Here is a 19,374-nt window from a genome sequence, read left to right as displayed (position 1 = left end):
TATACTAATTCACAAAAACTATTCACCTACTATAAATTAAAAAAATCTAAAGATTATAATTAACACCCTTCATAGTTCTTTCAACAATACTTCTTGCTAATTTACCGTTAAAAATTTTCATTAGTTGCATTTTATTCTAAATTATAAATATAGATACTATATATATATAATCACCTATTTGCATCTAGCCAAAATTAACGATTAATATTAGTTATTCTCATTAAATAATAATATACTGCATAAAAAAAATATTTTAAATGGAGGAATTGTTGTGAGTATTATGAATTCTGTAGAAAAAGGTGTAAAATCTAAAATCATGGAGACTTTAATTAATTATCTAGAAAAGAACCCAGAAAGAAATGTTGACAAAATTTTTGATACTATAAAAAAACTAATAAAAGATGAGTCTCAACTAAAACAAATAGATTTTGTCTATAGTTATTACAAGAGTAACCCACCAACACATGAATATATACAAAATATATTAACTAATACAGACACAAAGTGTCTTAAGAAATTGGTTACTAATTTCTTTGCAAATGCAAATTGGTATGCTGGTGCAAAACGCAACAAATTCTTAACTGACGAAGATACAAAAATACCATTTGTTTTGCTAATCAGTCCATCTATGAGATGTCCTTTGCACTGCGTTGGATGCTATGCATCTAATTATAGTAAAGATACTGATATTCCACCTATAGAAGTAGAGAGATTAATTAAAGAAGCAAGAGATTTGGGAATATACTGGATAATAATACTTGGGGGTGAACCTTTCTATAATGACTATCTGCTCGATATATATGAAAAATTTGATGACATGATGTTCTCCCCGTTTACTAGTGGCATTCTTATAACTGACGAAATTGCCAATAGGATACAAAAATGTTCAAATGTATTCCCAATGCTCTCGATTGAAGGCTTTGAAGAAGATACAGAATCAAGAAGAGGAAAGGGTACATTCGCAAAAGTTATACATGCTATGGATATGCTTAAAGAAAGAGGAGTTTTATTCGGAGTTTCAACATGTGTTACAAGAACTAACATAGATGATGTATTATCTGATAAGTTTACTGATATGCTAATTGAAAAAGGTTCTAAATTAAGTTGGTATTTCTTGTTTATGCCGGTAAGTTCACATCCACAGTTTGATATGATGCTTACACCAGAGCAGAGAATAAGACTTGGAAGAAGAACTAATGAAATAAGAACAACAAAACCATATTTTACAATTGATTTCTTTAATGATGCTCCATTAGTAGGGGGATGTATAGCCGGTAAATACTTCTTTCATATCAATTCGAAAGAAGACGCAGAACCATGTATATTTGCACATTTCTCAACAGTTAATTTAAAGGGAAGACCATTAATCGACGCTTTTAGGGATCCTTTCTTTAAAGAATTAAGACATAGACAGCCCTATAACAAAAATATGTTAAGGCCATGTATGATGATAGATAATACCAATGTAATAAGAGATGTATGTCAAAAGGTTGGCGCTAAACCAACTGATGCTGCTGGAGATGTTATGCTTAATGATAAAGAATTCCATGAAAATATTGACAAGGTTGCAAATGCTTTCACACCTTACGCCGATAAAGAGTGGAAGGAAACTTTTAATGAAAAAGGAAATGATGAATTATCAAAAGGTTAATTATGAACTTTCTCCTGCGTGGTTTGAAATAAGAGCTTGAAACGTGAAAGTTATCCACATTACTTTTCGCAAGCTATTCCTATATAATAAAAAGAAAAAAGTATATATTACTTATTAATTTATTATAAGTATTATATACTTTTTTTACGCATAAAAATATTTGTTAGCAATCCTGGTAAGTTGGGGTTAGCTTGTGAAGGAATTTAACGACATTTCAGCTCCGCAGGAGATGAGTTAATACAAAATTTATAGAAAATACACAAAACAAACAAAATAGACATTATATTGACACCTCGTTGACACTCGCAATTGCTATGATTAAAAGATAGAATCGATAAAAATAAATTAATGAGGGAGATATTAAAATGAAAATTATATCTATAAAAACCAAAATTCTATCTGGCTCACTAACAGTTGGAATACTTTTATCATCTGCGAGTACAACTTTCGCAGCAACTTCTAACCCATTAAATATTGGTAAAAAAGCGCCTTTCACAAATGAATGTAAAAAAATAGACACTAAAATAAAACAGGGTTTAGGCGCAAATGTTGAAAACCTTGTAACTGCTAATACTATAACTCAAACTGATGCGAATAAAATTAAAGCTGTACTAAATAGATCTGAATGTTCAGAAAAAACTAAAACTATTACTACTCAAGAAAATAAACTATATATGGATAGTAACAAGATAACTCATATAAATCCTTTAACATCCCTTGTAAGCAACGGAACTATAACTCAGGATCAAGCCGATAAAATTGTACTGAAGCAATTACATCTATACCACACTAGGGTGTTACATAGTTTACTTTAAAAATCCACTCAATATGAACTTTCTCCTGCGTGACTCCAAATAAGAGGTTGAAACGTGAAATTCCATTAAGGAATTCTAATCTTTTCGAATATAAAATTCCCTGGCGCTCACATTCGGCATCCTGCTTCAGGTTCGCTAGCCTGACTTCCTGTCAGACTCACGAGAATTTTACATTGGAAAAGAAGAATTTCTAAATGAAATTTCAATGTTTCTGCTTCTCTTATTTGGAATCACTTCCGGAGAAAGTCCATATTATTATGCATATCTATATCCACAGGTTGGATGAAATCTAAGGGCAGAAAAAAAAGTTATCCACATTATTTACCACAAACTGTTTCCTATATAATAGAAAAGGGGCTTGCCAAGGGTATTCCTAGCATGCTCCTGATTTTATATTTAAAGATTTATTTTTATTTAAAGGATTATCACTTGTTGAGAACTCTGCTTTTATTATCCTTGAAATCATATATGCAAGTGGTGGTAGTGGTGCTGTAAAACAGAATGTCAGTAAATTTTTAGTTGCAATATTTTTTATTGGTAGCAACCATACAACTAGCACAGCGCACCAAATAATCACAGATGCTATAATAAAATGTAGCCCTTTTTTACCCATTTTCGAAATATCAATTCTTAATTCATCTAATTCCATCCCTTTTCCCCCTACTATAAATGTATATTTCTTTAAATAACTTTATTTTATTATCATTTAAATTCAATATAATTTTAACTATAACTTCTATAAAAAATTGAAATTTAAGCCCTCCCAGTTAGGCTAAATCCGCATCGTCTATACCACATAGAACAATACATACAAAAACATAATTGCTTAATTAAATTTAATTAAATCTAGTTAAGTTTAATTAAATCCAGTTAAATATAGTTAAATTTAAGTAACATTTCACGATCTTTCCAAACAAAGATTAAACCATCCAAGTGCAAAGAGTATAAAATATATAAAAAAATTTATAATTCCCACCACCATTTAATCTTTCACTAAAAATATTAAATACATATTACTATTCTCGTAATTTAAAAATTTAATAAAAATAAGTTTATAAGTAAAGATAAAAATATTTTTGAATTTTACCATTCAAGTAGGACTGCTCCAGAAGAAAGCCCAGCACCAAATGCTACAAAAAGGATAATATCACCTTTATTTATCATACCACTAATTAAAGCTTCATCTAATGCAATTGGAATAGTAGCTGCAGTAGTATTAGCGGTTCTATCTATATTTATATAAAATTTACTCTCATCAATATTCATCTTTTTAGCTACTGACTTTAAAATTCTTAAATTAGCTTGATGTGGAATGATCAATTTAATATCGCTTATTGAAATATTAGCTTTATCTACAACTGCTTGTGTTGCTTCTATAAACGCTTTTGTAGCAAATCGCAATACTCCTTTGCCATCCATAACTACTTTTTGATTTTTTTCATTTTTATCTGTGAAAAATGGTGTGGATTCTATTTTATTATAGCATGTGAGAACATTATCATGGTCTATAAGACAATCTAAATGAGTAGCTATAATCCCTGTTTCTTCAGTATTTGATAATATAACAGCACCAGCACCATCGCCAAAAAGTACAGCGGTTGACCTGTCTTGCCAATTTACAATTTGACTGTTTGTATCAGCACCAATAACAATTGCGTTCTTATAATTACAATTTTTCATTAAACTTTCTGCCACAGTAATAGCATATATGAAACCTGAACAACTAGTATTCATATCAAATGCAACAGCACTTTCTATTCCTAATTCTTTTTTTATATTTGCTGCTACTGTTGGTACACATACATCTGGTGTTCCCGTAGAGCATATAACTAAATCTATATCCTCTTTTGATAATCCACTATTTTTTAATGCTATTTCAGCTGCATTTACACCTAAACTTGTGGTAGTTTCAGTTGTAGATATATGTCTCTCTTTAATTCCCGTACGAGTTGATATCCATTCATCATTAGTATCTAGAATTTCTGACAAGTTATCATTTGTTACTAATAATTCAGGTAAGTAACTACCAGTAGAAATAATCTGTATTCCCATTTATGCACTCCCTTACTTATGTAAACATTGAAATATTTACATACTTTCTATTAATTATAGTATAGCATAGATTATATATTGCGTAAAAAATACAATTTCATGGTAATTTTATATACTTTTTAACTAGGGATATATAAGCATTAAAAAATATGGACTAATTTACTATAAAGGTTTCAACTAGTATTAAAAAAAATTCTTTCAACTTATGCTTCTTTCCCATAATTAATTGGTACATTTCCATATGCGGTATTAATTATTGGGCTTTTATAAATAAAAGGATTTTATACTATCTGCTGTCTGTATATCATATTTAATTTCTGGAAAAACTTTTTTAACACTGATAAAATACCAAAACCCCTGTAAAGTATATATAATACTTTATAGGGGTTTTCATATTACAAATGTAAGGTATATACTTTATCTGTCTTTTAGTTTAAAATCTAAAACTTTTGACAGCGAATTTATGTCTCCTTTAAATGGGAAACAAAGTAGTTTGTTTTCATTTTCAAAAACCATAAGAAATGGTGCTTCACTTTCGGGTATAATTATATAAACTTCATTTATAAGTGCGTTTAAACATTCTCTCTGTACCTTTACAGGTGGATCAAGCGGGATTTTAATTGCATAACCATCATCTGTAAGAGGATCACTTTTAGCATAGATATTATCAACATTCTTTATAGAGCTTGCAACCATATTATGAATTTCTGGATTTAACTGGACTACTTTCACCACCTTTTCTTGCTTTGGATCAAAAATTTCAACATATTTTAATCCTTCAGCATGAATCACTGTTGAATTAAACAACATAATAAATAAGAACATAACTGACAGTATTTTTTTAATCATAAACATCACCCATTTATTAATGTTCCCATAATGAATTGTGGTTATGTTACAGGGATTCATTTAATAAAAATTTTTAAAATTTATTTATCTAAAATCACCGCTTTTGAATATTTAAGAAACCCCTCATCCATATTTAAAACTATCATTCCTGTTTCATTCAAATATTCAACATATGACCTAAGCATTCTTACTATTGTTGTATATCTATATTTGCTTTTTACATTAATATTAAAGCTTATAATAACAGCCTTTAGGATATCCTCCATTGTCATAGTACCATCTATGACATTATATATTCTTAATGCTCTATCCTTATAAAAACTTATATTGTCAGCTATAAGTCCTGTAATATCATCAAATATACCTTTGTGTGCCACTACATATTTGCTATATTTTAGATCATAAAGTTTTAATTTACTTAACAAATCCACACTCAGTATATAAGCGTAAGGCATTTTAGCCCCCCTCATGACTTCATAGCTTATGAGTGAATCTCCCAAATATGCAACATCATCAGGAGTAGTAATGCATATATGTGCAGGACTGTGCCCTGGTGTATGAATAATTTTAAATTTAACACCACACACAGTTACGCTATCTTGGTTGTCCAAAATCATAATATCTGTTTCACAAACCATATCTCCAAAATGCTCTAGAACATCGGATAATGTTTGGCTACTGTAATAGAGCTTTAGATTAACCGTTGAACTGCAAATAAGAGCTTCATAGGATGGCATAGCAATAATACAGTTATATTTTTCCTTCAAATATGCATTATTTCCTACATGGTCTATATGAGCATGACTGCAAATTATGGCGACTACCTTAAAGTTGTTTTTTAAAAGAAGCTCATCTATTCCTTTTCTTTCTCCTTGTGCCCATCCTGAATCCAACATAATGATTTCTTCATGATTAATTTTATAAAAAGGTATGTATGTCATTCCAGTATCAATACAAAATGTATTTCCCTTTACTTCTTTTATCTCCATATATTCACTTTCTTCCTTTTATACTCATTTATGTGATTACCTGTTAATAGCTATATATCTAATATATAATGTAATTGAAAACATTATAACAAAATACCTTAGATTTCTTTAAGTCATTTTGTTATTTTATAAACTATTATTTTACTAAAGTAATACGTTCCAGTGTTAAAAAACTGTATGGTGTTGTTTTATCATCATCAATATAACCAGTTTCTTCTTCTCTAATATTCCACTCCAAATAATTCAGCTCTGGGAAGAATACCTCAGCATCATATTCCTTATGCACTTTTGTTAAATGTATTTTGTTACAATGGGGCAATAATAACTTATAAATCTCTCCTCCCCCTATAACAAAATATTCTTTACTGTCTTCTAAAGTTTCTAATAATTCTTCCTTAGAATTTAAAACAGTAACTCGTTCATCGTTTACTACAAAATCCTTATTTTGAGTAATAACTATATGGTGTCTTTGAGGAAGAATACCCGGAAGAGATTCAAATGTCTTTCTTCCCATTATAATAGTATTTCCACTTGTAATCTGTTTGAATCTTTTTAAATCTTTTGAAAAATGCCAAAGTAATTTATTATTTTTCCCTATAGCAAAATTTTCTCCAATAGCAACAATACACGTAAGCATTATACAGCCACACTCCCCATATTTATTTTCCCAAGGTGTTTATAATCTATTAGTTTAACATCTTCAGGCGTAAAGTCATAAAAGCTTTTAATTTCTGGATTAATCCAAATCTTAGGTGCTTCTAAAGCTTCTTCTTTTCTTGAAATCTGTAATTTTAAACCTTCAATATGATTTTCATATACATGTGCATTATTTATAACATGAGTAAATAATCCCGCTTTGAGTCCTGTAACATGTGCTATCATATGAACTAATAATGCATATTGACTTGTGTTAAATGGAATTCCGAGGGCCGTATCTCCAGACCTTTGTATTAACATACAATTCAGCCTTCCATCAGTTACATCCCACATAGTTAAAAAACAGCAAGGTTGAAGCGCCATTTCAGGAAGATCTTCTATATTCCATAAGTTCATCATCATTCTTCGGTCTTGAGGATTCTTTTTTAAAGCCTCAATAAGTGTATCAATTTGGTGATACTTAGCTATTTGAAAACCATACGCCTTCCCTATTGTGCCATCTTCCAAAGCCCATTCATCCCATATATGTACATTTTGTTCTTGAAGTTTTTTAACATCATTAGATTGGTCTTTGAAAATCCAAAGCAATTCTTTTACTGCAGTTTTAAACGCAACAAATTTAGTCGTTAATATTGGAAATTCTTCTTCTAAATCAAATTGCATAATTTGGTGAGGAAGTTTTAAAGTTGCAACCCCAGTACGATTTTGGTCATAATATCCTTTTTTAATAATTTTCTCTGCCATTTTAATATATTGTATATCCATTTCATTTGACATAATTTATCATTAGTGAGAAAGTATCCATTAAGTATCCAAGCCCACTAAATATTCACTTCCTTTCTATATTTCTTTTTTATTATATAGCTCAACCCTTATTTAGACTTTTTTAATATTAACGACTCTTTTTTCCCATTCCACTCAATCTTAACTAACATATCCCTATCAGTAGCTTTTGGAAGTCCTGCCGTCAGTTTCAATTTGCCAGCATGCACCTTACTATTATGATTTTTAAATTCGCCACTTTCTCCTTCATTATACGTATCTATAGAGTACTTAACATCTTTTACCAAATTACCATCTATCCCAGTGTACTTAAATGTATAATATGTGTCATGTGAGTTTTCATTACCATCGATTTTATACCCTACAGCCCAATTTGGACTCTTACCTTCATACTTAATTAAAACATCTTCAATGTCTAAACGTAAATTACTTGCAAGTCTAGAAAGTGCTTTGCAATTACTTTTGTCATTAGGATTTATAACTATATAATGTAAATAATTATATATAAGTTCTCGCTTTTCAGTAACAGCTTTCCACCTACTATTAGTTGTATTATTTTCTGATATACAGGAATTAAGTTCATTTATCGCGTTAAATAATTCATTACTATTCTCAACATTAGCATACGAAGTCGAATTTAATAAATTCAAAGCTGTATGTAGGTTAGATGATGCCATTATATAATAATAATTTTTTTCATCATCCTTCATTTTATTATAGTCCTGTGCAAAACAATATTGGGCGTCAGATAAACTGAATATAAATGATTCAGTCGCAGTTTTTTCTTGCTGCTTTAAACTAAGAAAATTATAAGCCCCAAATATCAAACTAATTATTAAAGCTATTATTAATAGATGCTTTTTCTTCATTAAAATTTCACCTTTCATACAAATTATATTTTATATTTTAGAATCTAAACAAAAAATTTTTTTTAATATTATGATATATTAAGTTACAATTGAGTTTTAATTATAACATAAAGTATGCCTTTATATCATACATACTCTTCCCTCATCAAAACAACACACTTGTCATTTTTTATAAATAAAAATTGTTGATTCGTGTTTTTAAATTTTATTTTAAATTGCTTTGGCTATAAAAGATATTATATGTGCTGCTGGAACTAATAAAAGCTGGGCTAAAATAGTACCCACTATTAATCCTCCAACAATAAAAATTATACATCTATCAAATTGCAATTGACTACATTCTCCTTTTAGTACATCGTCTGTCAGAATCGATATATATGGATCTACGAATATAACCATAAGTATTGCTGCCATGCCCGTTATCACACCTGATAATGTACTACATGTACTTCTTAGTTCTGGATTTAAACATCCTGCATACAATGATGCTAAAACACCAACAGTTAATATTGAAAAGGCTATGGTGTTAATTAAAACTATTTTTTTAGGTATCATTTTAAAAGTTTTAAATTGTCCCAAATTTTCTTTTCTAGGTTTTGTAACACTACTTTTAAACTGCTCTATTCCTGATTTTGAAAACGAGTGTAATAACAATTTAGCTATAGAACGATTATAACTAAATGATTCAACAAGTTTTCCAAAAATTTTTATAAATGTTGGCATGAGTGCTGCGCCAATAATTGTTGCTATTGTTGTAGAAAATAGAATCCATCTAAATGTAGATAATAAACTTTGAGGGTCCCCGGCTTTTATAGTCTCTTCAATCCTTTTAGCTAGTAATGGTGCTTGTACTGTATTTGCAGTTCTAGAAATTAACGAAAAAATATTAAATACCGCAAAAGATACCGCTATTCTTCCCGTTCTTACACCAACAATTCTTACAGAATAGGCCAGTGTTGAAATTATGGAAATGACAACCGTAAGAATTAAAACAATTATTACTTGTTTAGACATATACTCTCCTCCGTCTTCCTTAATTTTTCTTAATATACTATTACGCCTTTGTTTCATTATATCGAATTTCAATAAACATTTCCAATATCATTATCATTAAACATGTATATGATATAATATCTAAATGTGTCTTAAAATCATAAATGGGTAAGGAGATATACATTTGGAAATTATAAAGTCAGTTTTCTATTTTGTGCTAGCAGGTATATTTGAAATAGGCGGAGGATATCTTGTTTGGTTATTTTTACGCGAGGGTAAAAGTCTTTGGTATGGAATTGTAGGCTCGATATTATTGATATTATATGGCATTATTCCTACACTACAGCCTCAAAATGCTAACTTTGGCAGGGTATATGCAACTTATGGGGGAATATTTATTGTCCTTTCAATCTTGTGGGGATGGAAAGTTGATAACGTACTCCCAGACAGATTTGATTTAATTGGCGGAGGCATTGCACTAATTGGGGTTATTATCATTATGTATGCTCCAAGAGGATAAAAAAAATTATTGTCTTTTTTAATAAGCATCAAAAAAATTAGTGCAGTTTCTTATTATCTTAAATTTTTCTTTTGAATTCTTTAAGGATATGAGAAACTCCAAGCCCCAGAAACCCACCTGCTGTTGCCCACATAAAATTCCCTGTAACACATCCAATGGCTGTTCCTAACATCATACAACCAATCATTAGCCTATCATATTCTTCACCTTCATCTTCATCATCTACACTATCAGTGCACCCTATATTTTTATCCTTTACTAGATCATCTAACGTTATTTCAAATAAATCACTCAATATTATCAGTTTATTTATCTCTGGATATGTTTGCCCAGATTCCCATTTCGAAATTGACTGACGAGATACCTTTAATAACCCTGCTAGTTGTTCTTGTGACAAACCTTTTTCTTTTCTTAACGTTTGCAATTTTTCTGAAAAACTCAACTTCATCACCCCACCTAAATAATACCCTAACATCAGCTATCATACTAGCAATTTCCATTTGCTTTCTTGTCAACTTACGGTTGCAATTACTATAGCAACCTAAAAGCGACTGTTTGTCTTTATCTCTATTCCTTATCTTTCAATATAAACAGCTCTTCAACTCTAACATCTAAATACTTTGCTAACCTCATAGCTAATTCTAATGTTGGATTATACTTATCATTTTCTATAGCTATAATTGTTTGGCGAGTAACCCCTAAATTATTAGCCAATTCCTCTTGCGTTAATTTATAACTTTTACGATGTTCTTTGATGCTATTTTTCATGATATTTCTCTTTGAAGTTGTGAAGTATTATCCCTTTAGCTATGTTATAAATAATGAATACCACTCCAATTATTATAAGAGGTAATCCTAATTTTCCACTAATGAAAATGTCAATAACAGCCCATATGATAAGAAATATATTAATATAAAGAAAAGTTACACTGATAGCTTTATCTGATACTTTCCGCTCCCTTTCATCCATAAATCTGAATCCAGCAGTTCCACTAATTAATGATTCCCTCTTTCCTCCAAAACGCTTATTGAATATTGCTTGAGCAGCAAACATAAACAAAATTTGTGTATTCACTATAAAGGCTATAAGTGGATCAAGTGAAATTGAAACATAAATAGAAGAGTTAAATAAATATAAAGGTGGCATCAATATTAAATTCTTATACATAATTGATAGAATACATAAAACCGATATACCCAGTATTTCAAATAAATAAGTATAGCGAACTGCAATGCGTTTAGAGTTTTGTACACGCTCATCTTCTCTTAAAATCATTTCTAAATCCCTCCTAAATGTTAATACATCTTTACATTTTATTGTAACAATATTTAGATAAATGTCAATGCTTTTTTTACATTTATTACCTTTAACGACATTACATAAGGAAAGTCTCCCACTGCTATAATATATTCTAATCCTGCATATGTGTCATTGATTGCAGTGGAATTGAGAATTTTTAAATATTAGAAATTCTTTTTTTAAAAGTGTTTGGAGGTATGGAAAACAGTTCTAATAATATAGAATTTATTTTATTTAAGTCTCTTTAATTGTAACGGAAGTACTGCTATGACTTCCAAATTAAAAAAAGCCTATTTTAAAGGCCTTTCAAAAAATTCTCCTTTAAAATAAAGCTTAACTTAGTACCACCAACAAAATATAATATTCATTTTATCTATAAATCACCATATAGATAATCAAAGATAAAGTTGGTAAAAGTAAAATTATATTTATTATATTAAAAATATAATCTTTTTTATTTTCATATTCTGCATTTTTAAAAAATTTATTTTTTAGTAACGAATACACAACTACGAATACAACAATTAAAGAAGTATGGTTATATTGAAATTGTTGCCAGGTGGAAAATAAAATTAACAATAAACATACTATTGTGCTGATTTTTTCAAAATAATATTTTTTTTTCATAGTCACCTCACTAAAATCAGTATCTGTTAACGATTATATACGCCTAATTTAATTCAATTTTAACTAATTTTAACATATTTAAAGTATTTATTCAATATCACTCTTTTGAGATCATTTTTATCATTCAGGCTTTACTAAGAGATAAAATAATAAGTATGAAGTTTCTCCGGAATGACTTGCAATAAGAAACGACAAAACTATTGAAATTCAATTTAGAAATTCTTCTTTTGCGAACATAAAATTCTTGTAAGCTTGCACAGGAAGTGCAAGCTAGCGAACTTGAGGCAAGACGCCGAATATGAGCGTTAAAGAATTTTATATAAGCAAAAGATTAGAATTTCTTAATGTAATTTCTAGTTTTTAGTTCGTTTGCAAGGCACGTAGGAGAAACTTCATACTTTTTCTATTTCTTATCCTTTTCTTTATTTTTTATTTTGTTCATCACATCTTTAAAGGTTTCATTATCCACCTTTACTATAGCAGTATCTTTTGGTAACTCCCTTGGTACAATAACTACTCCTAGTCTTTTGTCTCCAGCCATACTGCTATAACTAGTATCTTTTAGTTCTCCGGAAGGTTTTTTAATTTTAAGATTTATTGAATTAAATTTCCCTTTAACTATGTTAATAAGTTCTTCTTCATTCTCTATTTTACTCTTGTTCATCTGCACTATTAAATCTCCACTTTGAATCCCCATTTCAAAAGCAGGAGACTTAGGCGCTACTTCCAGTACCATAATTCCCTCTTCACTACTCATAAATTTTGGTTTTAAAGTGAGCTCCATGTACTTTTCTAGTCGTAGCATTGCCTCATGCAATATAGCTGCAAATATCAAAATAAATAATTGAAAAACTGACCCTAATACTGGTAATTGTGATACAGCTGTTAGCGCTATACCATAAGTAATTACTAATGCTCCCGAAGTAAGCGCCTTCCTTTTCTTAAGCTTTGTAAATGTAATGCTGCTATATCCAATAACTCCATACAGTGCCATAGATGCTATAACCGAATTTTTTACAATCCGATTGACTATGTCTCCTTTTATTAAACCCTTCCACTCAGTCATCATGAAGTTCTGCCCAACCGCTAATTCTGATGAAGACGCACTTAAAAGTATAAGTAAAGCAATTGGTAGTGCCCAATATCTTTTTAAGGCGAACCCGCCTATAATTTTTTGATCTCTATTAGTAAACACAGGAATAGCTCCTCTTGAGCCATCTATCATTACTAAGATCCCCTCTATAATATGTAATATTCCAACCAGTGTCATTAAGGTCAGAATATCTATGTTTATAATATTCAATTGTGGCATATGTAATGTACTGGATGCATATTTAAACACCAGGCTCATCATTCCCAGAACTGCACCAGAATAAGAAAAACTAATATATCTAGGCTTAACTGCCATAAAAAATAACGACACCATAAACAATAAATAAATATTTGAATTTTCATCAAAAACTAACCCTGAAAATGTAAATAATAGACTTGCCACAGCACCGGCAAAAATTCCTATTACAATTTGAGATATAGTTAGTTCAAAAGGTGAATCTAAACTTTCTCCCATTATCATTTTCTGCATAGCTGCAGTCTTCTTATTTTTATTATAAAAAATTATTGCAATTATTATTAAAATAAACGAATTTGAAGGGTCAACAATTGCAAACGCAACTGCTCTTAAAGTATGTATTGCAATTTCCATTGATTAAAATTCTCCTTTCATATCACTATGAAACACGTAATATTATAAGCTATTAAAATGTCGTCAAATCATCACCTGCGGTGCTTAATATTAACGACTCCAGAAGGTGATTTATATTCCCACTGAACTTCTATTTGTTATATTATATAACTTACGATTATAGAAGTAGGAGACTTCCCTTCTGAAATGTCGTTAAAAACCAAGTATCTACCAAATTCATTGGTAGATACTTAAATTATACTTTTATTTTATTATTTGATTTTATCTTTAGCTATCTCTAAAGCTTTTTTAAACTGCGGATCCAAAGTTCTATCATATGGTTTCTCTTTAAGTGCTTGTGGATACACAACCGGCACTTCTGGTTTTATTCCAATATGATGTATATTCTCACCACTTGGCGTATAATATTTTGATATAGTAATTTTTAATGCTGTACCATCATCAAAACCATCAACGCTTCTGTAAAACATCCTTTGAACTATGCCTTTACCAAAGGTTTTTTCTCCCACTAAAGTACCAACTTTGTAGTCCCTTATAGCACCTGCAAAAATTTCTGAGGCACTTGCTGAACCTTCATCTGTTAATACTGTTAATGGCATGCCTATTGCGAGGCCTCCCTTAGATTTATCTTCAGTTTTTCTCTTATTCTTATCTATTGTAGATACAATAACCTTTCCTTTAGGTACAAAGTTAGATGTTAAATCTACAACCTGATCTAAAAGTCCGCCAGGATTTCCTCTTACATCTACTATTAGACTCTTCATACCCTTATCTTGTAATTCTGATAATTTGTTTTCAAAATTCTTAGCAGTATTCTCATCAAACATTGTAAGCTGAATATATCCAACCGTGCCCTCTAGCATTTCGCCTTTAACTGTTATCAAATCGATCTTAGCACGTTTCATACTAATGTCAAAACTACCTTTTTCTTTTCGATTAATAGTTAAAGTAACTGACTCATTTGCCTTGCCCTTCATCATTGTAACAGCTTTTTCTAGTTCTTTTCCAGAGACTTCTGTTGAATTAACCTTTTCTATAACATCTCCAGAAATTAATCCTGCTTTTTTAGCTGGTGATCCATCAAAGGGTGCAATTACAACTATCTTATCGTCTTTAACTCCCACTTGTAATCCAAGGCCAGTATAAGCTCCTTGCGTTTGAGAATTAAAGTCTGAAAACTCTTTCTTGTTCATAAAAGTTGTATAAGGATCCTTTAGGGAATCAGTCATGCCCTTTATAGCTCCTTCAACTAAAACATCATCACTAATTTTGCCATCATAGTACTCATACAATTTATTTCTGACTAAAAATAGTTTTTGAAACTTTAATACCTGGTCATAAGCTTCTCTTCCAATAGCCACTTTTCCATTTGGAATACCTAATGAAATTTGAGTTGAGACAAATAAAGTTATGGTATTAGTAATAAGTACTAAAACTATAATCCATATAATACACTTCATTTTCTTTGCTTTGGGTTTTCCACTATCATTTTCTAAAACTCTAAATTTTTCAGGCTTATTTTCATCGCCCATTTTATACACCTCTTTATTATTCTCTATATATTATTCTCTATATATTATCTATATATTCTCTATATATTATTTATGTAAATATAATAAATTTATAACACTAATAAGAAAATAAATAAATTTAACGACATTTCAGAAGGATAGTTCTCCCTTTCTATAAGTATATGTTACATACTACAACAAATACAGAAATTCAGCGAAAGCATAGATCTCCTTTTGAAGTCGTAAAAGCATCTTCTGCGAAGCTGTGCAGATTCGCAGAAGATGCTTTTATACTATACAACCAAGAATTTTCTTATCGATATAGAACTTCCTATGGCTCCAATAACTAAGCCACCCAACATAAATTGCCATAAAGTAGTACTTAATATCATATGAGGGTTTATAAGGGTAGCTCCTAATAATCCATTAGTAATCTTTAAGAAAGCCATTTTATAAGCATAATATAGTAATCCAGTAGAAATAAGTGCTCCTGCTAAACCTAAAATCATGCCTTCGATAATAAATGGCCATCTTATAAACCAATCCGTAGCACCAACAAATTTCATAATACCTATTTCTTTTTTTCTAGAGTAAACTGTAAGTTTAATTGTGTTTCCTATTAAGAATAAAGAAACAGTTATTAAAACTGCAAATAATGCAATTCCTATTATTTTAAGAGTATTTGTTATCTTTACAATTTTATCAACATATTGTCTGACATCTTTAATTTCCTCTATGCCTTTTAATCCTGTAGCATTCTTAACCACATCATTTATTACTTCAGGTTTGGTAACACTTACAACGTATGCAGTCGGAAAAGGATTTCCCCCTTTACCTTCAAATCCTTTTACTAAAGCTTGGCTATCTTTGCCAAATTGTTTCTTTACTTTTGCTAGTGCATCGTTCTTATCCTCAAATCTAACATCTGTTACTCCCGGTGTTTTGCTTAAAGCATTTTCAACAGCTGATTTATCTGCTACTGTTATATCATCCTTAAGATAAATTCCCACCTCTAATTTAGCTCCTAGTTCTTGAATTCCTGCGTTAACATTAAAAACAATTAATAAAAACACCCCTAGAATAAATAGAGTAGCAGCCACCGTAGCCACTGACGCTATACTAACGGTTTTATTTCTTTTTAAGCTTTTTAAAGCATCCATAACAAAATTTTTAATTGTACTAATCTTCATAACCGTATCTTCCCCTTTGCTCATCTCTAACTATAACACCCTTTTCTATAGCTATTACCCTCTTCTTCATAGAGTCTACTATATTTTTTGCATGTGTTGCCATAACTACTGTGGTACCAGACTTGTTAATATCTTTTAAAATATCCATAATACCTAATGCAGTTTCAGGATCTAAGTTTCCTGTTGGTTCATCTGCTATTAGCAAAGTAGGATTATTTACTATAGCTCTCGCAAGAGAAACTCTTTGTCTCTCTCCACCTGAAATCTCATGAGGAAAAGCCATATATTTTTTTGATAATCCAACTAAATCTAAAACATAAGGTACTTTTTTCTTAATATCCTTTGCAGAACATTCTGTAGCCCTTAGTGCAAACGCAACATTTTCATAAATATTTAAAGACTCAATTAATCTAAAATCTTGGAAAACCACTCCAATTTTTCTTCTATGATAAGGTACCTTTTTTCTAGGTAATTTTGTTATATCCGTATCATTTATAATAACACTTCCCGTAGTTGGTTCTACCTCTTTTAAAAGTATCTTAACAAAAGTAGATTTTCCTGCTCCACTAGGACCTACAATGAATATAAATTCCCCTTTTTTAATAGTTATGTCAATATTCGACAAAGCCGTTACATTATTATCATAAATCTTAGTTACTTTTTTAAATTGTATCATATTAAACTCTCCTTACCATACTTATGTAATTTGTTTCATTAAATTCATCACTAACATTATAACATACTGATTAAGCCTGTAATAATTTATAATATAAAATTTCCGTGAATATTATAAATATTATAAATAAATCGCTCGTTATGATTTCCTAAAAAACAAAGTTTATTATAGTTAAACAATATTATCCTATAAATTATTTAGAGACTTTTATACATACGTGCATAAAAGTCTCTAAAATTATTTTAAGGAAAGACCCTTTTTGAGAGCTTTAACTATTTCATCTGTAGTTAATCCATATGCTTTTAAAAGTTCTTCTGGCTTACCACTCTCACCAAAGGTATCTTTAACTCCAACTCTCATAACTGGTACTGGATGATTAGTCGTAACAACCTCAGCTACTGCCGATCCAAGTCCGCCTATAATGCTATGTTCTTCAGCGGTAACAATTAATCCAGTTTCGCGAGCTGCAACAATAATTGCCTCTTCATCAATAGGTTTAATAGTGTGTATATTAAGCACCCTAACCTTTATTCCTTCCTCAGCCAATATGTTATAAGCTTCCAAAGCAGCATCTACCATAATACCTGTAGCTATTATAGTTGCATCATGTCCTTTTCTAAGCGTTACAGCTTTCCCCAATTCGAATTTGTACTCAGGATCATCATTTACTGTGCAAACACCTGATCTTCCAAGCCTTACATAGCAAGGTCCGTGGTACTTTATAATAGCCTTTATAGCAGCTTCCGTTTCAACATCATCACTAGGGCTTATAACTACCATATTTGGTATACTTCTCATTAAAGCTATATCTTCTATTGCTTGATGAGATGCTCCATCTTCTCCTACTGTGAGTCCAGCATGCGTTGCGCAAATTTTAACATTTAATTTTGGATAACAAATAGAGTTTCTTATTTGTTCAAAAGCTCTTCCTGCTGCAAATATAGCAAAAGTACTTGCAAAAGGAATTTTGCCACAAGAAGCAAGTCCTGCAGCTACGGACATCATATTTCCTTCGGCGATACCCATATTAATAAATCTTTCTGGAGCCACTTTTTTAAAGTCTGCAGTTTTAGTGGATTTAGATAAATCCGCATCTAAAACAACTATATTTTCATTTTCTAATCCTAATTTGGCTAAGGCTTTACCATAAGCTTCTCTTGTTGCAACTTTACCCATTATACAGTACCTCCAATTTCGTCTATTGCTTCTTGGCATTGTTCTTTATTTGGAGCGCTTCCGTGCCAACTAGCTTCATTTTCCATGAAGGATACACCTTTACCCTTTACAGTTTCGCAAATTATAACTGTTGGTTTTCCTTTTGTTTTTTTAGCTTCTTCTATAGCACTTTTAATTTGTACAAGATCATGTCCATCTATAGAAATAACGTTCCATCCAAAAGCTGCAAATTTAGCATCTACTGGATCAGAACCCATAACTTCCGAAACCTTACCATCTATTTGTAGTCTATTATGATCTACAAAAGCGGTTAGATTATCAAGCTTATAGTGTGCAGCTGACATAGTTGCTTCCCAAACTTGACCTTCTGCAAGTTCACCATCTCCAAGCAGTGAATACACTCTGTATCCTTTTTTATCTAGTTTTCCAGCTAATGCCATTCCTACTGCAGCAGAAATCCCTTGGCCTAAAGAACCTGTAGACATATCTACCCCTGGAATAGTATTCATATTAGGATGTCCTTGAAGCATTGATCCAAGTTTTCTTAGTCCCATTAATTCACTTTTATCAAAGTATCCCTTTCTAGCAAGCACGCTATATAATGCTGGTGCCGCATGCCCCTTTGAAAGTACAAATCTATCTCTGTCTGGATCATTCTTATTTTCTGGACCCGCATTCATCTCATTAAAATATAAAGTAGTTATGATTTCCACAGCAGATAACGATCCACCTGGGTGCCCAGACGCTGACTTTGTAACCATAGTTACGATATCTTTCCTAACTTCTTTAGTAATTGCTTTTAATTGTTCTAATGTTTTCTCCATATGTCTCCCCCTAATATTGCTTTGGTGTAGATAAGAACCAATAATTGTTATCTACCTGCATTCCTATTTATCTTATTTAATTATTATAACATAATTTTTAAACCTTTTATAAAATACAATAAAAAAGAAAAAGTATATATTACTATTAATGCATTCGCTTCCCTAAGAACTACTAATTTTATTTTAAATT

At 30.6% G+C, this 19,374-nt stretch carries 21 protein-coding genes; 3 read left to right on the top strand and 18 right to left on the bottom strand.

The features are described from left to right. Positions 1-271 precede the first annotated feature (271 nt). Complete coding sequence (locus ACWJJ2_RS16550; RefSeq protein ID WP_462953560.1) at positions 272-1,651, top strand: radical SAM protein; 1,380 nt, start codon at positions 272-274, stop codon at positions 1,649-1,651. A gap of 365 nt (positions 1,652-2,016) precedes the next feature. Further along, on the top strand, positions 2,017-2,466 hold the full coding sequence (locus ACWJJ2_RS16545) for a hypothetical protein (RefSeq protein WP_462953559.1): 450 nt from the start codon (positions 2,017-2,019) through the stop codon (positions 2,464-2,466). Positions 2,467-2,839: 373 nt separating this feature from the next. Here ACWJJ2_RS16545 and ACWJJ2_RS16540 read toward each other — a convergent pair whose 3' ends face one another. The 8 genes from ACWJJ2_RS16540 to ACWJJ2_RS16505 form a co-directional block, all read right to left on the bottom strand. Beyond that, positions 2,840-3,115 carry a DUF7010 family protein gene (locus ACWJJ2_RS16540; RefSeq protein WP_462953558.1) on the bottom strand — a complete coding sequence of 92 codons (276 nt, stop codon included), beginning with the start codon at positions 3,113-3,115 and terminating at the stop codon, positions 2,840-2,842. A 434-nt stretch (positions 3,116-3,549) separates the two neighbouring features. Further along, positions 3,550-4,518: a beta-ketoacyl-ACP synthase III gene (locus ACWJJ2_RS16535; protein WP_462953557.1), complete on the bottom strand. Its 969-nt coding sequence runs from the start codon at positions 4,516-4,518 to the stop codon at positions 3,550-3,552. 417 nt (positions 4,519-4,935) lie between these two features. Next, positions 4,936-5,367: a hypothetical protein gene (locus ACWJJ2_RS16530; RefSeq protein WP_462953556.1), complete on the bottom strand. Its 432-nt coding sequence runs from the start codon at positions 5,365-5,367 to the stop codon at positions 4,936-4,938. An 80-nt stretch (positions 5,368-5,447) separates the two neighbouring features. Then, entirely contained in the window at positions 5,448-6,356 is a 909-nt protein-coding gene (locus ACWJJ2_RS16525; RefSeq protein ID WP_462953555.1) for an MBL fold metallo-hydrolase, read from the bottom strand. Between the two features lie 136 nt (positions 6,357-6,492). Next, positions 6,493-6,993 carry a dihydrofolate reductase gene (locus ACWJJ2_RS16520; RefSeq protein ID WP_462953554.1) on the bottom strand — a complete coding sequence of 167 codons (501 nt, stop codon included), beginning with the start codon at positions 6,991-6,993 and terminating at the stop codon, positions 6,493-6,495. Next, positions 6,993-7,778 (bottom strand): thymidylate synthase, encoded by a 786-nt coding sequence (locus ACWJJ2_RS16515; protein ID WP_462954356.1) that lies wholly within the window; start codon positions 7,776-7,778, stop codon positions 6,993-6,995. The genes ACWJJ2_RS16520 and ACWJJ2_RS16515 overlap by 1 nt, the downstream gene beginning before the upstream one ends. A 107-nt stretch (positions 7,779-7,885) precedes the next feature. Beyond that, positions 7,886-8,665: a hypothetical protein gene (locus ACWJJ2_RS16510; RefSeq protein ID WP_462953553.1), complete on the bottom strand. Its 780-nt coding sequence runs from the start codon at positions 8,663-8,665 to the stop codon at positions 7,886-7,888. Positions 8,666-8,875: 210 nt separating this feature from the next. Continuing rightward, positions 8,876-9,679: a lipid II flippase Amj family protein gene (locus tag ACWJJ2_RS16505; protein ID WP_462952753.1), complete on the bottom strand. Its 804-nt coding sequence runs from the start codon at positions 9,677-9,679 to the stop codon at positions 8,876-8,878. Positions 9,680-9,842: 163 nt separating this feature from the next. Here ACWJJ2_RS16505 and ACWJJ2_RS16500 point away from each other — a divergent pair, with 163 nt between their 5' ends. Then, entirely contained in the window at positions 9,843-10,178 is a 336-nt protein-coding gene (locus ACWJJ2_RS16500) for a YnfA family protein (RefSeq protein ID WP_216302625.1), read from the top strand. A gap of 58 nt (positions 10,179-10,236) precedes the next feature. Here the strand turns inward: ACWJJ2_RS16500 and ACWJJ2_RS16495 are convergent, their stop codons facing one another. The 10 genes from ACWJJ2_RS16495 to ACWJJ2_RS16450 form a co-directional block, all read right to left on the bottom strand. Next, positions 10,237-10,620, bottom strand: coding sequence for a helix-turn-helix domain-containing protein (locus ACWJJ2_RS16495; protein WP_462954355.1), 384 nt, complete (start codon positions 10,618-10,620; stop codon positions 10,237-10,239). A gap of 125 nt (positions 10,621-10,745) precedes the next feature. Continuing rightward, the gene (locus ACWJJ2_RS16490) at positions 10,746-10,946 is read right to left on the bottom strand and encodes a helix-turn-helix transcriptional regulator (protein WP_165412532.1); all 201 of its coding nucleotides are present in this window, start codon (positions 10,944-10,946) and stop codon (positions 10,746-10,748) included. Continuing rightward, positions 10,936-11,454: a hypothetical protein gene (locus ACWJJ2_RS16485; RefSeq protein WP_216302621.1), complete on the bottom strand. Its 519-nt coding sequence runs from the start codon at positions 11,452-11,454 to the stop codon at positions 10,936-10,938. The genes ACWJJ2_RS16490 and ACWJJ2_RS16485 overlap by 11 nt, the downstream gene beginning before the upstream one ends. A gap of 393 nt (positions 11,455-11,847) precedes the next feature. After that, a complete protein-coding gene (locus ACWJJ2_RS16480; protein ID WP_462953552.1) occupies positions 11,848-12,105 on the bottom strand; it encodes a hypothetical protein in 258 nt (85 codons plus the stop codon). A 403-nt stretch (positions 12,106-12,508) separates the two neighbouring features. Then, a complete protein-coding gene (locus tag ACWJJ2_RS16475; protein WP_462953551.1) occupies positions 12,509-13,807 on the bottom strand; it encodes a PDZ domain-containing protein in 1,299 nt (432 codons plus the stop codon). A 251-nt stretch (positions 13,808-14,058) separates the two neighbouring features. Next, entirely contained in the window at positions 14,059-15,267 is a 1,209-nt protein-coding gene (locus tag ACWJJ2_RS16470; protein ID WP_462954354.1) for a S41 family peptidase, read from the bottom strand. Between the two features lie 344 nt (positions 15,268-15,611). Then, positions 15,612-16,508, bottom strand: coding sequence for a permease-like cell division protein FtsX (ftsX, locus tag ACWJJ2_RS16465; RefSeq protein ID WP_220286165.1), 897 nt, complete (start codon positions 16,506-16,508; stop codon positions 15,612-15,614). Beyond that, positions 16,498-17,184, bottom strand: a complete 687-nt coding sequence (gene ftsE, locus ACWJJ2_RS16460) for a cell division ATP-binding protein FtsE (RefSeq protein ID WP_165412528.1) — start codon at positions 17,182-17,184, stop codon at positions 16,498-16,500. The genes ftsX and ftsE overlap by 11 nt, the downstream gene beginning before the upstream one ends. A gap of 237 nt (positions 17,185-17,421) precedes the next feature. Next, positions 17,422-18,360: a transketolase family protein gene (locus ACWJJ2_RS16455; protein ID WP_216302617.1), complete on the bottom strand. Its 939-nt coding sequence runs from the start codon at positions 18,358-18,360 to the stop codon at positions 17,422-17,424. After that, a complete protein-coding gene (locus tag ACWJJ2_RS16450) occupies positions 18,360-19,184 on the bottom strand; it encodes a transketolase (RefSeq protein ID WP_216302616.1) in 825 nt (274 codons plus the stop codon). Before ACWJJ2_RS16450 ends, ACWJJ2_RS16455 begins: the two co-directional genes overlap by 1 nt. Positions 19,185-19,374 lie beyond the last annotated feature (190 nt).

This window comes from Clostridium sp. CM039 (genome assembly GCF_055081075.1).
Note: the sequence above shows the minus strand (reverse complement) of the source record. Positions and strands in the feature narration are given on the sequence as shown.

What these genes read in the sequence shown, in the direction of transcription:
- ACWJJ2_RS16455 (WP_216302617.1), bottom strand. Translation starts at nt 18,360, where the DNA reads ATGGGTAAAGTTGCAACAAGAGAAGCTTATGGTAAAGCCTTAGCCAAA.
- ACWJJ2_RS16520 (WP_462953554.1), bottom strand. Translation starts at nt 6,993, where the DNA reads ATGCTTACGTGTATTGTTGCTATTGGAGAAAATTTTGCTATAGGGAAA.
- ACWJJ2_RS16480 (WP_462953552.1), bottom strand. Translation starts at nt 12,105, where the DNA reads ATGAAAAAAAAATATTATTTTGAAAAAATCAGCACAATAGTATGTTTA.
- ACWJJ2_RS16525 (WP_462953555.1), bottom strand. Translation starts at nt 6,356, where the DNA reads ATGGAGATAAAAGAAGTAAAGGGAAATACATTTTGTATTGATACTGGA.
- ftsE (WP_165412528.1), bottom strand. Translation starts at nt 17,184, where the DNA reads ATGATACAATTTAAAAAAGTAACTAAGATTTATGATAATAATGTAACG.
- ACWJJ2_RS16535 (WP_462953557.1), bottom strand. Translation starts at nt 4,518, where the DNA reads ATGGGAATACAGATTATTTCTACTGGTAGTTACTTACCTGAATTATTA.
- ACWJJ2_RS16510 (WP_462953553.1), bottom strand. Translation starts at nt 8,665, where the DNA reads ATGAAGAAAAAGCATCTATTAATAATAGCTTTAATAATTAGTTTGATA.
- ACWJJ2_RS16515 (WP_462954356.1), bottom strand. Translation starts at nt 7,778, where the DNA reads ATGGATATACAATATATTAAAATGGCAGAGAAAATTATTAAAAAAGGA.
- ACWJJ2_RS16490 (WP_165412532.1), bottom strand. Translation starts at nt 10,946, where the DNA reads ATGAAAAATAGCATCAAAGAACATCGTAAAAGTTATAAATTAACGCAA.
- ACWJJ2_RS16450 (WP_216302616.1), bottom strand. Translation starts at nt 19,184, where the DNA reads ATGGAGAAAACATTAGAACAATTAAAAGCAATTACTAAAGAAGTTAGG.
- ACWJJ2_RS16470 (WP_462954354.1), bottom strand. Translation starts at nt 15,267, where the DNA reads ATGAAGTGTATTATATGGATTATAGTTTTAGTACTTATTACTAATACC.
- ACWJJ2_RS16540 (WP_462953558.1), bottom strand. Translation starts at nt 3,115, where the DNA reads ATGGAATTAGATGAATTAAGAATTGATATTTCGAAAATGGGTAAAAAA.
- ftsX (WP_220286165.1), bottom strand. Translation starts at nt 16,508, where the DNA reads ATGAAGATTAGTACAATTAAAAATTTTGTTATGGATGCTTTAAAAAGC.
- ACWJJ2_RS16530 (WP_462953556.1), bottom strand. Translation starts at nt 5,367, where the DNA reads ATGATTAAAAAAATACTGTCAGTTATGTTCTTATTTATTATGTTGTTT.
- ACWJJ2_RS16545 (WP_462953559.1), top strand. Translation starts at nt 2,017, where the DNA reads ATGAAAATTATATCTATAAAAACCAAAATTCTATCTGGCTCACTAACA.
- ACWJJ2_RS16475 (WP_462953551.1), bottom strand. Translation starts at nt 13,807, where the DNA reads ATGGAAATTGCAATACATACTTTAAGAGCAGTTGCGTTTGCAATTGTT.
- ACWJJ2_RS16485 (WP_216302621.1), bottom strand. Translation starts at nt 11,454, where the DNA reads ATGATTTTAAGAGAAGATGAGCGTGTACAAAACTCTAAACGCATTGCA.
- ACWJJ2_RS16505 (WP_462952753.1), bottom strand. Translation starts at nt 9,679, where the DNA reads ATGTCTAAACAAGTAATAATTGTTTTAATTCTTACGGTTGTCATTTCC.